Origin of the sequence: Chryseobacterium sp. ZHDP1, from assembly GCF_018603435.1 — a bacterium.
GTDB lineage: Bacteria > Bacteroidota > Bacteroidia > Flavobacteriales > Weeksellaceae > Chryseobacterium > Chryseobacterium indicum.
Genome location: NZ_CP075682.1, coordinates 458,258 through 474,629 on the forward strand (window position 1 = coordinate 458,258; position 16,372 = coordinate 474,629).

The 16,372-nt window shown below is 35.0% G+C and carries 13 protein-coding genes; 7 read left to right on the forward strand and 6 right to left on the reverse strand.

The features are described 5' to 3' along the window. Positions 1-18: 18 nt before the first annotated feature. From bglX to KKI44_RS02035, 3 genes are all read left to right on the forward strand, one after another. Positions 19-2,241, forward strand: a complete 2,223-nt coding sequence (gene bglX / locus KKI44_RS02025; protein WP_214589616.1) for a beta-glucosidase BglX — start codon at positions 19-21, stop codon at positions 2,239-2,241. A 523-nt stretch (positions 2,242-2,764) separates the two neighbouring features. After that, positions 2,765-3,574, forward strand: a complete 810-nt coding sequence (locus KKI44_RS02030) for a family 16 glycosylhydrolase (RefSeq protein WP_214589617.1) — start codon at positions 2,765-2,767, stop codon at positions 3,572-3,574. Between the two features lie 98 nt (positions 3,575-3,672). Then, positions 3,673-5,112, forward strand: coding sequence for a glycoside hydrolase family 30 protein (locus KKI44_RS02035; protein ID WP_214589618.1), 1,440 nt, complete (start codon positions 3,673-3,675; stop codon positions 5,110-5,112). A 68-nt stretch (positions 5,113-5,180) separates the two neighbouring features. Here the strand turns inward: KKI44_RS02035 and KKI44_RS02040 are convergent, their stop codons facing one another. From KKI44_RS02040 to KKI44_RS02055, 4 genes are all read right to left on the reverse strand, one after another. Then, entirely contained in the window at positions 5,181-5,561 is a 381-nt protein-coding gene (locus KKI44_RS02040; RefSeq protein WP_250902141.1) for an SMI1/KNR4 family protein, read from the reverse strand. A 182-nt stretch (positions 5,562-5,743) separates the two neighbouring features. Continuing rightward, positions 5,744-6,502, reverse strand: coding sequence for a hypothetical protein (locus KKI44_RS02045; RefSeq protein ID WP_214589620.1), 759 nt, complete (start codon positions 6,500-6,502; stop codon positions 5,744-5,746). A gap of 111 nt (positions 6,503-6,613) precedes the next feature. After that, positions 6,614-7,423 carry an enoyl-ACP reductase gene (locus tag KKI44_RS02050; RefSeq protein ID WP_062670284.1) on the reverse strand — a complete coding sequence of 270 codons (810 nt, stop codon included), beginning with the start codon at positions 7,421-7,423 and terminating at the stop codon, positions 6,614-6,616. A gap of 121 nt (positions 7,424-7,544) precedes the next feature. Continuing rightward, positions 7,545-7,844, reverse strand: a complete 300-nt coding sequence (locus KKI44_RS02055; RefSeq protein ID WP_214589621.1) for a hypothetical protein — start codon at positions 7,842-7,844, stop codon at positions 7,545-7,547. A 679-nt stretch (positions 7,845-8,523) separates the two neighbouring features. On the opposite strand from KKI44_RS02055, the gene KKI44_RS02060 reads away from it, so the two are divergent. Beyond that, the gene (locus KKI44_RS02060) at positions 8,524-9,897 is read left to right on the forward strand and encodes a hypothetical protein (protein ID WP_214589622.1); all 1,374 of its coding nucleotides are present in this window, start codon (positions 8,524-8,526) and stop codon (positions 9,895-9,897) included. A gap of 149 nt (positions 9,898-10,046) precedes the next feature. Here the strand turns inward: KKI44_RS02060 and KKI44_RS02065 are convergent, their stop codons facing one another. Continuing rightward, the gene (locus KKI44_RS02065) at positions 10,047-10,901 is read right to left on the reverse strand and encodes a nucleoside phosphorylase (RefSeq protein WP_214589623.1); all 855 of its coding nucleotides are present in this window, start codon (positions 10,899-10,901) and stop codon (positions 10,047-10,049) included. Positions 10,902-11,821: 920 nt separating this feature from the next. Here KKI44_RS02065 and KKI44_RS02070 point away from each other — a divergent pair. After that, on the forward strand, positions 11,822-12,667 hold the full coding sequence (locus tag KKI44_RS02070) for a hypothetical protein (RefSeq protein WP_214589624.1): 846 nt from the start codon (positions 11,822-11,824) through the stop codon (positions 12,665-12,667). A gap of 344 nt (positions 12,668-13,011) precedes the next feature. Here the strand turns inward: KKI44_RS02070 and KKI44_RS02075 are convergent, their stop codons facing one another. Further along, on the reverse strand, positions 13,012-13,335 hold the full coding sequence (locus tag KKI44_RS02075) for a translation initiation factor (protein ID WP_034696743.1): 324 nt from the start codon (positions 13,333-13,335) through the stop codon (positions 13,012-13,014). Between the two features lie 310 nt (positions 13,336-13,645). Between KKI44_RS02075 and gpmI the strand changes: the two genes are divergently transcribed. After that, entirely contained in the window at positions 13,646-15,187 is a 1,542-nt protein-coding gene (gene gpmI / locus KKI44_RS02080; RefSeq protein ID WP_214589625.1) for a 2,3-bisphosphoglycerate-independent phosphoglycerate mutase, read from the forward strand. Positions 15,188-15,391: 204 nt separating this feature from the next. Then, complete coding sequence (locus tag KKI44_RS02085; protein ID WP_214589626.1) at positions 15,392-16,372, forward strand: acyl-ACP desaturase; 981 nt, start codon at positions 15,392-15,394, stop codon at positions 16,370-16,372.

A 16,372-nucleotide genomic window follows, 5' to 3' on the forward strand; every position in this document is an offset into this window, starting at 1 on the left:
AATTAAAATTAGATTAAAATGAAGAGAGTTTATTTCTTATTGACAGTTACAGCATTTGGAATCAATGTATTCGCACAAAAGACAATTGATCAGAAAGTTTCAGAACTTTTGTCGAAAATGACGTTAGAAGAAAAAGTAGGACAGCTTGTTCAGTATTCAGGATTTGAATATGCAACAGGTCCGCAAAATTCCAATTCTGCAAGTGTTCTAAATGAAATAAAACAGGGAAAAGTAGGCTCAATGCTTAATGTGGCAGGAGCAGAAGAAACCAGAAAATTTCAGGAATTAGCTTTAAAATCGAGATTGAGAATTCCTTTATTATTCGGACAGGATGTCATTCACGGATACCGAACAACATTTCCCGTGAATTTAGGTCAGGCAGCGAGCTGGGATTTGAAGTTAATCGAAAAGTCCGAAAGAATCGCAGCAACAGAAGCTTCAGCTTACGGAATTCATTGGACATTTGCACCGATGGTTGATATTGCGAGAGATCCGAGATGGGGAAGAGTAATGGAAGGTTCTGGAGAAGATACTTATTTGGGAACCCAGATCGGTCTTGCCAGAATTCGTGGTTTTCAGGGAAAAGGTCTTGGAAATCTGGATGCGATTATGGCTTGTGCAAAACATTTCGCAGCGTACGGAGCAGCGGTAGGCGGAAGAGATTACAACTCTGTTGATATGAGTTTAAGACAATTGAACGAAACCTACCTTCCTCCTTTCAAAGCAGCGGCTGAAGCAGGAGTGGCGACTTTCATGAACTCTTTTAATGACATCAACGGAATTCCGGCGACGGCAAACAAATACATTTTAAGAGATTTATTAAAAGGGAAGTGGAATTATAAAGGTTTTGTGGTTTCAGACTGGGGAAGTATTGGCGAAATGGTTCCTCACGGTTACGCAAAAGACAATAAAGAGGCTGCGGAAAAAGCAATAAATGCAGGAAGCGACATGGATATGGAAAGTCGCGCTTATATGGCAGAACTTCCCAATCTGGTTAAAGAAGGAAAAATAGATCCGAAGCTTATTGATGATGCCGCAAAAAGAATTTTGGTTAAAAAATTCGAAATGGGATTGTTTGACGATCCTTACCGTTTCAGCAGTGAAAAAAGACAGCAGGAACAGACCAACAATCAGGAAAACAGAAAATTCGGAAGAGAATTTGGCTCGAAAAGCATTGTTTTGCTTAAAAATGAGAAAAACATTTTACCTCTTTCAAGATCTGTAAAAACGGTTGCTTTAATTGGACCTTTCGGAAAAGAAACTTCTGCCAATCACGGATTTTGGTCGGTGGCTTTTAAAGATGACAACCAAAGAATTGTAACGCAGTTTGACGGAATTAAAAATCAATTAGATAAAAATTCAACATTACTTTATGCAAAAGGAGCAAATGTTGACGATCAGGATAGATCCATGTTTGCTGAAGCGGTGGAAACAGCAAAAAAAGCAGATGTCGTAATCATGACTTTAGGAGAAGGTCATGCGATGAGCGGTGAAGCAAAAAGCAGAAGCAACATCCATTTTTCCGGCGTTCAGGAAGATCTTCTGAAAGAAATTGCTAAAACAGGAAAGCCGATTGTTTTGATGATCAACGCGGGAAGGCCTCTTGTCTTTGATTGGGCAGCAGACAATATTCCGGCAATCATGTATACTTGGTGGCTGGGAACGGAAGCCGGAAATTCTATTGCCGATGTTCTTTTCGGAACGGTAAATCCGGGCGGAAAACTTCCGATGACGTTCCCTAGAACGGAGGGACAAATTCCGGTTTATTATAATCATTACAACACCGGAAGACCTGCAAAAAACAATACCGACAGAAACTACGTTTCCGCATACATTGATCTGGATAATGATCCGAAATTTCCGTTTGGCTATGGTTTAAGTTATACTCAGTTTAAATATTCTGATATGAATTTAAGCTCAAATAATCTTAAAGGAAATCAGACATTAAACATCAGTGTTAATGTTACCAACAGTGGAAATTACGATGGGGAAGAAGTGGTGCAGTTGTACATCAGAGATTTGTTCGGAAAAGTGGTAAGACCAGTAAAGGAACTGAAAGGTTTCCAGAAAGTATTCATTAAAAAAGGAGAAACAAAAACCATTAGTTTCAGCTTAACTCCTGAAAATCTGAAATTTTACGACGAACAGCTTAATTACGACTGGGAAGGCGGAGAATTCGATATTATGATCGGAACCGATTCTAAAAATGTTCAGACAAAAAGAATTAATTGGTTAAAATAATATTACTTTTTTACTTACTAAGAGCGGGATAAAACCCGCTTTTGGCGGTGAAGGCTGAACAGTTTTTAGAAGGGTATCAGTTAAACACAACATTTGTCATTCAGAAAGAATCTACATAATACTTTAGAGATGCTTCCAGTATGACAAACTTTGAAAATAATTAAATTAACTTTTAAACATATTGTTGTTATTCGGAACATAGACAGAAAGTCTACGAATGCAGTTCAGAAGCCGAGTGAAGAATCTAAATGACCAACATTTAAAATAGATTCCTCGTTCCTCAGAATGACAAGTGTTGAGAATAAATTAAATAATAATTGAATCTTAATCTAGAATTTTTAACGCAAAGATTAAGAAAACGAATTATTGATTTTAAGGAGGCAAAGAAGAATCAGCAAAGCTGATTTGATGAAGCTAACGTTTATCATAATGCTTCATCAATGATTGGTCGCAATCTTTGCTCACTGAACATTTTGTAATTAATAAATCTTTGCGTTAAAATATAAACCTAAAACATTAAACTTTGAAAATAAAACTTCAACATATTTTCCATTTCATTATCGGAGGAACTCTCGTTTTTTCAACAGTACATTGTGCTTCAAACAAACCAGATTCCAACAGAAATTTAATCTGGAGCGATGAATTTAATTATAAAGGGTTGCCAGATTCTGCAAAATGGAATTATGATGTCGGCGGCGACGGTTATGGCAATAATGAAGCTCAGTTTTATACAAAAAACCGTCCGGAAAATGCAAGAGTGGAAAACGGAAATTTAGTAATTGAAGCTAAAAAAGAAAACTGGGAAAAGAATAAATACACTTCTGCAAGATTACTGACAAGAGGTAAATTTTCCTTTCAGTACGGAACCGTTGAAGTTCGTGCTAGACTTCCTAAAGGTCGCGGAACATGGCCTGCTATCTGGATGATGAGCGAAAACATGAAAAAGTGGCCCGATGACGGAGAATTGGATATCATGGAACATGTAGGATTTAATCAGGGATACATTCATGCTTCAGTTCATACCAAAAAGTATAACCATATCATAGGAACTCAAAAAACGGATACTTTGATTGTGAAAGATGCGAGTGAGAAGTTTCATGTATACAAAGCAGACTGGACGCCGGAGAAAATTGATGTTTATATTGATGATCAAAAATTTTTCACCTATGAAAACAAAGAAAAAACCTATGAAGCATGGCCTTTTGATCAGCCATATTTCATCATACTGAATCTTGCTGTCGGAGGTTTTTGGGGCGGAAAAGAAGGAATTGATGATACCATTTTTCCTCAGAAATATGAGATTGATTACGTAAGAGTTTATCAGAATAAATAAAATATAGGACCCCAAATTTCCCTCCTTTGGAGGGTGGATAAATTTTCAAAGAAAATTTAGACGGGGTGGTTTAATATAAAAAATAAGAAAAGATAATAATGAAGAGATTAATTGTAAGTTGCTTGGTTGTCGGTTTGACTTTCAATGCCAACGCGCAAAGCTACTGGAAGAAAAATGCAGGTAAAACGGCAAAAGTTTTCCTTACCAATTCCAAAACCAACGAAAAAATGGTGGATAAAGGCACAGTAAAATTCGAAAAATTTGGTCAGCCTAAGGAAACGGATGCCTGTATTTTTGTAGATCCGGACTTTAAATATCAGAAATTAATAGGAATTGGTGGCGCCATTACGGATGCTTCCGCGGAGACTTTTTATAAACTTCCGAAAGAGAAGCAGAAAGAAATTATTGAAGCCTATTACGGAAAAAATGGTTTGGGATACACTGTTGTGCGTACCAATATGAATTCCTGTGATTTCTCAAGCGATTCTTACACCTATGTTCTGGAAAACGATAATTCGTTAAAATCCTTTACTGTTTCGCATGATGAAAAGTATAAGATTCCGATGATTAAAGAAGCGCAAAAGTCAATCGGAAAAGATTTTACCTTTTATTTTTCACCGTGGAGTCCGCCGTCTTGGATGAAGTCAAACAAAAGTATGCTGAAAGGAGGGAGGCTGGAAAATGCATTTTACCAAACATGGGCAGATTATTATATTAAATTCATTAAAGAATACGAAAAAAGAGGAATCAATGTCTGGGGACTGACAATTCAGAATGAACCGATGGCAACGCAGACGTGGGAATCGTGTATTTATTCTGCGGAAGAAGAAGGGGAGTTTCTTAAAAATAATTTAGGTCCGACTCTTTGGAAAAATGGTTTCAAGGATAAAAAAGTGATGATTTGGGATCATAACCGTGATTTGATTTACCAGAGAGCTACAACAACGTTAAGCGATCCTGAAACTTCAAAATACGCATCAGGAATCGGCTATCACTGGTACGAAACATGGAATAACAAAACCCAGCTTTTTGATAATTTATCTGAAACTCAAAGAGCTTTTCCGGATAAGTTTTTAGCTTTTACAGAAGGCTGCAAAGAACAGTTTGATATGTCTAAAATTTATGAAGTGAGTTTAGGCGAATTATACGGAAGAAACATGATCAACGATTTCAATAAAGGAACGGCTTTATGGACAGACTGGAATGTTCTTCTTGACGAAACAGGCGGACCAAACCATGTCGGAAATTTCTGTTTTGCGCCGATCATTGCAGATACCAAAACCGGAGAGCTTCATTATACCTATGAATATTATTATGTAGGGCACGTTTCGAAATTCATTAAACCAAAAGCGGTCAGAATCGGAACTTCGTCAAACAGAGCTGCATTAACCTCAACCACTTTCATCAATGAAAATGGACAGTTGGTAACGGTTATCATGAATGATACGGATAACGATATGGATACACATCTCTGGATCGAAGGTATGGCTGCAAAATTATCTGCTCCTGCACATTCTATACAGACTGTAATTTTATAGACTTCATATTATATTTTTATTATTTAGAATCGGCGGCATCTTCGATGCCGCCGATTTTGTTTTATATATTATTCAACAATAAATCTTTTTGGATATCCGTCAATGTTTCTGATTCTAAAAAATTCATCAAAATCAATGTTATCTTTAGTTTCATCAAAATCGATTAATTTAGTGAGAAAAGATTCTAAACTGCCGGAAATGATATTCCTGTCATTATCGGCATGCCAGAATTCAATTAATTGATTTTTCTGTCCGGTAAAAATTCCTTTTACATCATAACAAATGCTGTCTCCTCCGCCATTTTGAAAAATAGGAATCCAGTTTTTATTCCACCAGTTTTCAATTTCGAAATCGGTTCCAATCATCATATTTAATTCGGATGCATCAAAAAGAGCCTGATTTAAAGGAATAAACATGGAATTGTTTACAAAAGAATCATAACAATTCATATTTTGTCCGTTTTTCCATTTGTAAAGTATTCGCAAATCTGTTGGAATTTCCAATTTATAGTAATTCTATCTGTTTATCCGTGAGAGGATTATTCAATTGAGAATAAAATTCAGGTCTTAAGACTTGCAGATATTGATCTAATTTTTCAATTGTTTCATCCATAATATGGTGTTTAATACGATTAAAATTGATTAGGATTACTTTTTCTCCATTTTTCTAATGAAATTATATCCCCGGAAACTGTTTCATCAACTAAAATTTCCTTGCAGTTATTTTTATTGATGTAAAAAATAGTATAAGTTTCCCAATGAAGCTTCCCGTTAAATCCTGTTTTGATTATATAATATGGTTGTTTATTGAGCTCAAGACTATCTGTTATAAAAGAAAGATGTTTCTTATTTGATGAAATAGAATCTACGAATTTTGACTGATTTTTAACTTCTGGTAAATTATTGATAAGATCTAACGCTTTTTCAATATTACACTTTTCTTCGGTGATTTTATTTTTAATTCCATAAAATTTAGGAAGTTCATCTTCAATATCTATAGGATAAACATTTTTAACTTTTCCTTTAGCATATAATAAGAGAGACCATGGTTTGTATTGAGATAGATTAATATTTATTTTTCCGATTTTAATTATCTTATCAATCTCTGCATCAACTCTATCAATATTATTTTTTGAAATATATTCGCCGGCTTCTGCAGTATAATAATTGGCATCATCAGCAATTGTATAGAAATCATCCTCATTTTTATACGTTTTCTTTAAACTATCTAAGTAGTGAGATGTTGGATGAATAAAGATTACAAAATCCTTGTCTTTGTCCAAGGCTTTTACATTCAATAATTTTTTTAATGTCTGAGGTTTATTCTCATTAGTCTTTTTGCATGAAGAAAATAAAGCAAAAGCTATAAATAATAAAAATGTTTTTTTCATTTTTAAATTGAATCAATGTGTTTTGAAATTATGAAATTTTCTTTTACAAAATCAATAAAAAAGCCGAAACAATTTTGCTCCGGCTTGATATATTGATTAAATAATTTTAGATTACTCAGCATCATATTTACTGATCACTCTCTGAGTAACCCCTGAACTGCTGAAACCTCCGTCATGGAAAAGATTCTGCATCGTTACTTTTTTCGTAAGATCAGAGAATAAAGTTACACAGTAATCTGCGCACTCAAGAGCTGTTGCGTTTCCTAGCGGAGACATATCTTCTGCATATCCAAGGAAACCTCCGAAACCTTTCACACCGCTTCCGGCAGTTGTCATTGTAGGAGACTGAGAAACTGTATTTACACGAACTTTTCTTTCACCCCAATAGTTTCCGAAAGTTCTTGCAATGCTTTCAAGATAAGCTTTGTTGTCAGACATATCATTATAATCCGGGAATGTTCTCTGAGCTGCAATATAAGTAAGCGCCAAAATACTTCCCCATTCATTCATACAGTCTTTTTCCCATGCCACTCTCATTACTTTGTGGAAAGAAACAGCAGAGATATCCCAGCCTTTCTCTAACCAGTCGTAGTTCATTTCTGTATAATGTTTTCCTTTTCTCACGTTGATGGACATTCCGATAGAGTGAAGGATGAAATCGATTTTACCGAATTTGGCAACAGCAGCATCAAAAAGTTTTTCAAGATCCTCAATAGAAGTAGCATCTGCACCAATTACTTCAGATCCTGTTTTCTCTGCTAAACCGTTAAGTTCTCCCATTCTCAAAGCAATAGGAGCGTTAGACAAAATAAATTCAGCACCTTCTTCATGACATCTTTCTGCAACTTTCCATGCGATCGATTGTTCATTAAGGGCTCCAAAAATAATTCCCTTTTTGCCTTTAAGTAAACCGTATGACATAATTTTTTAATGTTTATTATTATACAAATGTAGCAATATTTGTGTTTAGTACATAATAAAAAACGGAGCCTTCTGTAAAAAGACTCCGTTTTTCTTGAAAATATTTATGTGACTGAAATTTTTAATTCGTTTTCTTGTTCCATTCTGCTTTTACATCTTCTGCTGCATCTTTTGTTTTTTCCCATGCATCATTGGCTTTATCTTTAACATCATCCCATGCATCAGCAAAATTTTTTTTTACTCTGTCCAGCCAGTCTTCATGTCTCGCTTCTTCATCATTGTTTCTTTTTTCATTAATATAATCTTTGGCTCTGTCTGCCAATTCCTCTACTTTCCATTTTGCATTATCTGCAGCATCTTTTAAAGAGTTTTTTGTATTATCTACTGCGTTTTCTGCTTTGTTGTATTCCGAATTGTTCATAATGTGATATTTTGTTTGTGTGATTATGATTAAACAAGAACCATTCCTAAAATTTTTTCTGATTGTTAAAATTTTCATAAACTTTAATTGATATAAAAGCTATTGTTGTTAACCTTTAATTTGTGCAGAAAATACGATATGATCATTTTTCAGATGAAGTTCTTTAAGTCATTAATATGATACTATAAATAAAAACTTAGCAATACTTAATGCATATTATATATTCATAATTTTTTATGTAGATTAATTTTTTAATATTTAACTAAAATCATCATCATTAGCTTTATAAATAAAATGTATTTATATTTTCTATTATAATAAACTGAAATCATTGAAGAATACTATAAATCCTTTTATTCATCGAAGTTTAGGTAAGCTTGTCTTCAATGCGTAGTGATAAATTGTGTTTTATTCATTATTACATGTTTTTTTTTGATAAATATTTAAATAAATTACTATTCAAAAAAAATCGAATTCCTCATTTGTCTACTATTTAAAGGGTTTTTTCTATAGAATAAATTCTATATTAATCTTCAATAAACTGTGATTAAAAGACACTTTTTGTAGTGATTATTCACTATTTAGTGTTAAGTTGCTGAATTGTCAAAAATATTTGCTTTTTATTAAAAATTATTATATTTGTGGTATCAAACTGATAGCTATTTAACAAAAACTAGAAATGCAGAGACATTCGAAATTTAAAATCTTATTTACAGGCTTATTTTTTCTAAGCTTCAATTTTTCACAGGCTCAGGTTGGGATAGGAACCCCTTCACCAAAGCCTTCTGCCATGTTGGAAATTAATTCTAATAACAAAGGTGTACTTTTTCCAAGTGTTGCCTTAAATTCCGATACGGATAATACCACAATTGTTTCTCCCGCTGATGGACTTATTGTATGGAATAACGGACAGGCCGGATTAGTGGAGACTGGCTTTTTCTATTGGAATAATGCAAAATGGAATATGCTTTCTATTGCAGGAAGCCAAATCAATCCAATTATTCCCGGAGGAGGAGACGGCTGGAATGATACCGCAACCAACAGCGGAAACAATGGAGGATCAAATACCAATCTTGCTTTAGGAACCAACACCTACGATGACCTTGTTTTTAAAGTAAATTCTGTAAAAATGGGAAGGCTGGGTGTAGACAATTCCGTAAGTTTAGGACCAATGGCAAACGCCGGACAGAATGGTATTTCAATCGGAACTTCAAGTTCTGCTTATCAGGGAGTTTCTATCGGAAATGAAGCTTCTGTAGGGGCAAATGACGGTTTGGCAGTAGGAAACAAAGCAACAGCAGCAGCATTCAAATCAAATGCAATCGGCTATAATGCCAAAACCAATAAAAACGAATCTACCGCAATCGGGAATAATTCTTTAGCAGACGGATTTCAGTCTACGGCAATTGGATATAATTCCAAAACAACAGCTAACGAATCATCCGCATTGGGAAACAATTCATTCGCGGCAGGATTTCAATCAGTAGCATTAGGTTACAATGCGAAAACAAATTCCAACAGCGAAACTGCAGTTGGATACAATACCGTAACAAACGGACAGAATTCCACCGCAATAGGTTCCGGAGCCTCTGCAACAGGACAAAATTCCACAGCCATTGGTTACAACACTACAACAAGTCAGTATAACGCTATATCTATCGGAAACACCAGCGCAAACGTAGGAATAGGAACAAGTACACCGAATACTACAGCAAGATTAGACGTTAACGGGCAATATAAGCTTGGAAGTAAAGGAACGGTAAACAAAAACCAGATCAGTTTTGAAGTCTGGCCAAGTGTTTCAATTAATAATCTCCCTTCAGGAAAATCTACTACAATGGATTTTGCAATTCCGCCAGCGATGCTGCCAAGCTCAACAAGAGCAACAATTGTAGTAACTCCGGCTTCTGATTTTGCAGGAAACGCATCGTTTTCTATTTCTAATCCGAGAATGACATCAACTTCTTCTATTACAATTAATCTTACCAATATTTCAGGAAACGCAGAAAGCTTGTATTCTTCACATTTCTACGTCACGATCAATGAATTTTAACAGAATTAAATAATAAAATGCGTCACTTCGTACAGATTGAAAAAATCTTCAGAAGTTTTCTTTAATGGTTATAAAGAAAGGATCTCCTAAACGAGATCCTTTTACTTTTATCAATTTTGAAATTTATAATAGCAGAGCCATTTACTTCGTTATTTAATGATTCTTTCCAATACCCATTCGATAAGATTTTTCTCAGAAGCATGATGATCTGCGGAGAATTCTCCACGTCTTCTGTTGGCAATCACGTTATTTACAGTAATAGCTTTATGACCTAAAAGTTTAGACAATGCGTAAATCGCGGATGTTTCCATTTCGAAATTTGTTACACCCAGATCGTTCAGAGTTTCTAGAAATTTATCATCAACAGCTTTCAGACGTAATTGTCTTCCCTGTGGAGCATAGAAGCCGGGGAATGTAGCGGTATTGCCATGATATTTTGCGTCTTTGTATAATTCACCCAATTCTTCTGCCCAGTCTGCAAAATAAAGCATTGGTTTGATTTTCGGGTAAGGAAACTTTTCTGTAAAGTTTCTGGAAAATTCATTTTCAAACGCATAATCCTGATAAAAATGCATCAGACCGTCCAATCCTACAACATTTTGTGTAACCAGCATATTGTCTACCTGAACCTCTGGATTTACACTTCCGCAGGTTCCCATTCTGAATAACTGTAAAGCAGAATGTTCCGTTTTAAATTCTTTATTTTTAAGATCGATATTTACCAACGCATCAAGCTCATTCATCACAATGTCAATATTTTCTGTTCCGATTCCGGTAGACATTACGGTGATTCTTTCGCCTCTCAGCGTTCCTGTATGCGTATAAAATTCTCTTTTATTCTTTTTAACTTCTACTTTGTCAAAATATTTTGAAACCTTTGCAACACGATCCGGATCGCCTACAAGAATAATTTTCTCGGCAATATCTTCCGGTAAAAGGTTCAGGTGATAAACACTTCCGTCTTCGTTCAGAACAAGTTCTGAAGCAGCAAGTTTATTCAGCATAATTTGTTTTTTATAGTTTTAATAATTGAAAATTGTGATTGATTTTCGCCAATCTTTAAAAATTCTCTCCCAAGATCCTCATCATTATTTTTAGAATGTCAATATTGGAAATTGACTTTTAGTAATGAATTTGATTTCGGGGTTTAAAATTAATAAAAAATACCCGAACTGACATGTAAACATTATTTAATTCAGATTTAAAATTGTGGTAACGTCCGAATTGTGCGCTGTTAATAGATTTGCGCAAAAAATTTCATGAGATTTTATCCCTTTGCTGCGATCCTTTTTCTGCTCATGCTTTTTCAGGGATGCAAAAATATCTTCATGATGATCCTTACTTTAAAATTATAATATTCAGAAAGCCGATGCCATTTTAAAGGAAGGAATTAATTATCTCGCAAAAAATACAGATTTTAAAACATTCGACAGAAGATCAGGGAAGAATCAACAGTCCTGTAAAAAAGGAAAATTCATGGATCTACGAAAATTCTTTCAAAACAGTAACGGTAAGAAATGCGGTTCTAACAAAACCTTATTTTCACAACGGTGCTTTCAATACTCTGGAAGAAGTTATGGATTTTTACAACGAAGGGGGAGGAGAAGGTCTTGGCTTACAAGTGAAAAATCAGACGCTGGCTTCGGATAGGCTGAATTTAACCCAAACAGAGATTAAACAGATTATTGCATTTTTAATTCTCTTACGGATACAAGCAGAAAATAGATAATGACAAATTAAATATCCAACAGTTTAAGTACCACATTGATTAAATTTATAGATAAAGTTTTATTAAAATGATTATATTGCGCCGTTAATAAAAAAAGTATAAAAATTAGTCTTATCAATATCTGTATAGCAGAGCAGATTATTCAGGCTAAAAATAATACGATTAATAAACTATTTACCTTAAAAACTTAAATTTATGAAGTACGTTATCATTTTTGCAGCGATTCTTGCTGTACTTTTTATTTACACGGTAATTTCCAGCCGAAAAAGTTTAAAAAACGCTCCCGGAAAATTAATCAATGCCAGAAAACTGTATGCTGATGGAGATTACAATGCCGCTCTGAAAGAATTAAGAGAAGCTTTTGTTCTTCCATTCGGAGATAAAGTAACCCTAGAATACAGAACCCATGTGTTAGCTGTTTTAGATCTTTTAACAGAAATTTTAAACGGAATGAACGTTAAAGCCGATAAATTAACCGCTAAATTGTACAAGCGACTGAATGAAGCTACGGGAACGATTCAGATTGAGGAGTATCTGCTGAAACCAATCAATGATTTCTTCGAAAATACAGAATCTGATGAAAAACTGGCGGAGTTTTTAAAAAAAGCGGCAATGTCGGGTGAAATTGGCGTTGTTTATAGTGATGATAATTCCGGACCGGATATCAGTAACAGAACCAATGAATTTATCAACCGCGGCGGGAAATTTTTAATGAAGGGAGAGTATCAGAACGCGATTGATGTTTATAATGAGGCACTCACCCAAAGTTGGGATCAGCAGGATGAAGCTTTTCTGTACGATCAGTTAGCATCATGTCATTTAATGAATAAGGATATTGCAGCAGCGGAAGCAAATTATCAGAAAAGCATCAGTATAAAACCATACTATACCAATATGTGGAACTACTGCGACTTTTTAATTTACAACAAGCGAAAAGCCGATGCGGAAACACAGATGTCACAGCTTGCTGCGTTGATTAAGACAAAATCTGACCAGAAAGATTACGACAGCCTGTTCAAAAAATGGTACAGCCTGTCTTAAAAACCTAACCCAATTGAATACAATCAAAAGTCATATATTTTATATGGCTTTTTTGTTACTATAAGTTCCGACTTAACATAAAATTTATTTAATTAACATTCCTCAACTGAAAAATCTTAAAACATTAATATTAACGGGAAACCCAATGGAAAAAGCAACCATTGAAAAGCTAAAAATAATGATGCCGCAAACACAGATTCATTTTTAAAAAATAAAAATTATTCTAATGCAAAATTTGCAATGCCTCTGCTATCATTTGCTGAGTGAAACGCCGTTGCGAACGAAAATATTTTCAGATAAGATTAAAAAACTTTCGCGCTCATAGCGTTTGAAGAATTTAAAAACTATCCGCCAACTCTCTTGGTTTTATAACCCATTTCTTTAAGGATATTCATAATTTTATCACGATTATCTCCCTGAATGATGATCGTTCCATCCTTTTCAGAACCGCCGATTCCCAGTGTAGTTTTTATCTTTTTTGAGATTTTTTTCAGGTCTTCCTCACTTCCTTCCCAACCTTCTACAATCGTTACAGGCTTTCCGTTTCTTCCTTTTTTTTCAAATTTGCACACCAAAGGTTCTTTTTGCTTGAACTGTTCTTCAGGCATCTCAAAATCCTGTTCTTCATGATCAGGAAAAAGGTTTTTCAGTTGATCTCTTAAATCCATACAGCAAAATTAAAAAAATATTTACTTTTTTTGTTAGTTAAACGCAAAAGCAAAACGGATTTTTCATATGTGCTCTAAAGCGCAGGAAAATCAAAGATTTTCAACAGATTTTACAGTGTAAAATTTTATCAAAGATAAAATCCCTGGATCTTAAAGCATAACAGTCTATTTAAAAATCCTTCGCGCCATTGCAATTAACCAAAATTAAAATACGTTTATACTAAAAACAAATTTTAAACAAAATTTAAGTTCGTCCATTCTTTCATTCATTTCAAAATAAATAAATTTGTAATACAAAAGTTTATACAAAATGTCGAAAAAAGCAATATTAGCGATCCTTGACGGATGGGGACTGGGAATGAATCCTGATGTTTCAGCCATAGATAAAGCAAACACACCTTTTATTGATAACTGCCTTAAAAATTTTCCGCATACAACACTCGAAGCGAGTGGTTTGGCAGTTGGACTTCCTGCAGGACAGATGGGAAATTCCGAAGTTGGGCACATGAATTTAGGAGCGGGAAGAGTGGTTTACCAAAATCTGGTAAAGCTGAACATGGCAGTTGAAAACGGTTCTTTAGGACAGCAGAAAGTGATTCAGGATGCTTTTGATTATGCTAAAAAAGAAAATAAAAAAGTACATTTCATCGGTTTGGTTTCCAACGGGGGAGTACATTCACATATCAACCATTTAAAAGGTCTTTTAACGGCAGCCCACGAATTCGGACTGAATGAAAATGTTTTCGTTCATGCCTTTACAGACGGACGCGACTGCGATCCGCTTTCAGGAAAAGGATTTATCGAAGAACTTCAGGGCCACATGGAAAAAACAGTGGGAAAACTGGCAACCGTGGTCGGAAGATATTACGCAATGGATCGTGATAAAAGATGGGAGCGCGTAAAACTGGCTTATGATGCGATGGTAGAAGGAGTGGGAGAACAATCTACAGATGCTTTGGCTTCAATTCAGAAATCTTATGATAATAGTGTAACGGATGAATTTATCAAGCCGATTATCATGATCGATTCCACACAGACAGGAAATGTGGTTCCTGTTGCTAAAATTGTTGATAATGATGTGGTCATCTGCTTCAATTTCCGTACAGACAGAGGTCGCGAAATTACGGAAGTACTTTCTCAGAAAGATTTCCCGGAGTTTTTCATGAGAAAACTGCCGCTTTATTATGTGACTTTAACGAATTATGACAAAACTTTCCAGAACGTTCATGTAGTTTTCGACGAAGAAGTGTTACACGAAACGATGGGTGAAATTTTAGAAAGAAACCATAAAACACAGATCCGAATCGCAGAAACAGAAAAATATCCTCACGTTACATTTTTCTTTTCAGGAGGAAGAGAAGCCGAATTTACAGGAGAAAAAAGACTACTTTGTCCAAGCCCTAAAGATGTTCCTACCTACGATTTAAAACCTGAAATGTCAGCATACGACATCACCAATGCGATCGTTCCCGAGCTGGAAAATGAAACTGCAGATTTTATCTGTCTGAATTTTGCAAATACAGATATGGTAGGACACACCGGAGTTTTTTCAGCAGCGGTAAAAGCAGCTGAAACGGTAGATAAATGCATTGAAAAAGTAGCAACCACAGCTTACGAGCATGGTTATGCGGTATTCATTTTAGCAGACCACGGAAATTCTGATGTGATGATTAATCCGGACGGAACGCCAAATACGCAGCATTCTACCAATCTGGTTCCTTTTATTGTGATGGATAAAGACCATACATGGAATCTTAAACCGGGAAAACTAGGCGATGTTGCCCCTACAATCCTGAAAGTAATGGGAGTAGAAATTCCTGAAGTAATGACTGGAGATATTTTAGTGAACTAGAATAAATACTGGAGGTTTCATTAAAATATCAGAAAACATTTGTTTCTTAAATATTATTTAAGTTTTAAAAATATTAAAGATAAATTGCCGTTATTATTTATATAGCGGCATTTTTTATGATTAATATCAGAAATAATTAACAAAATATTATGTCCTAAATAATAAATAAAACTTTAAATTTGTAATTTAATCTAAATTCTAAAAATGTATCAAAAGCTTGTAAGGAAAGAAGTAATGGGAATTTTGGAAAAGGAAGTAGGTTCTTTTCTGAATAAATTTTTAACGCCAATTGAAAAAATCTGGCAACCCTCTGATTATCTTCCGGATCCCTCGAGCGAAGATTTTAAACATGATTTAGACGAAATTCAGACTTTTGCACGTGAAATGCCTTATGATCTTTTCGTAACCCTGATTGGTGACTGCATCACAGAAGAAGCTTTGCCTTCTTACGAATCCTGGTTAATGGGAGTAGAAGGAGTAGATCAGGAGCAGAATGAAATCGGATGGGCAAACTGGGTGAGAGCCTGGACTGCAGAAGAAAACAGACACGGAGATCTTTTAAGCAAATATCTTTATTTGTGCGGAAGAGTAAACATGAGAGAAGTTGAGGTTACCACTCAATATCTTATTAATGACGGTTTCGATTTGGGAACAAGTATGGATCCTTACAGAAACTTCGTATACACGAGTTTTCAGGAAACAGCAACCAATATTTCCCACAGAAGAGTAGGAACGTTAGCAAAACAGTCCGGAAACGGAAAATTGGCTAAAATGTGCGGTGTAATTGCTGCAGATGAAGCGAGACACGCGAAAGCATACAAACATTTCGTAGCAAAAATTTTAGAAATTGATCCTTCGGAAATGATTCTTGCTTTTGAAGATATGATGCGTAAGAAAATCGTAATGCCTGCTCACATGATGAGACAGTCCGGACAAAAAGCAGGAGAACTTTGGGGACATTTTTCGGATGCTGCACAGAGATGCATGGTATATACAGGACAGGATTACATCAATATTCTGAAAGACCTTCTGGATGAATGGAAGATTGAACACGTAAAAGGTCTAAACGAAAAAGCTGAAAAAGCACAGGAATATTTAATGAAACTTCCTGCAAGGCTGCAGAAAATTACAGACAGAATTTCAACGCCGGATCTTCAGTTTCAGTTCAATTGGGTAAAAAGTTAG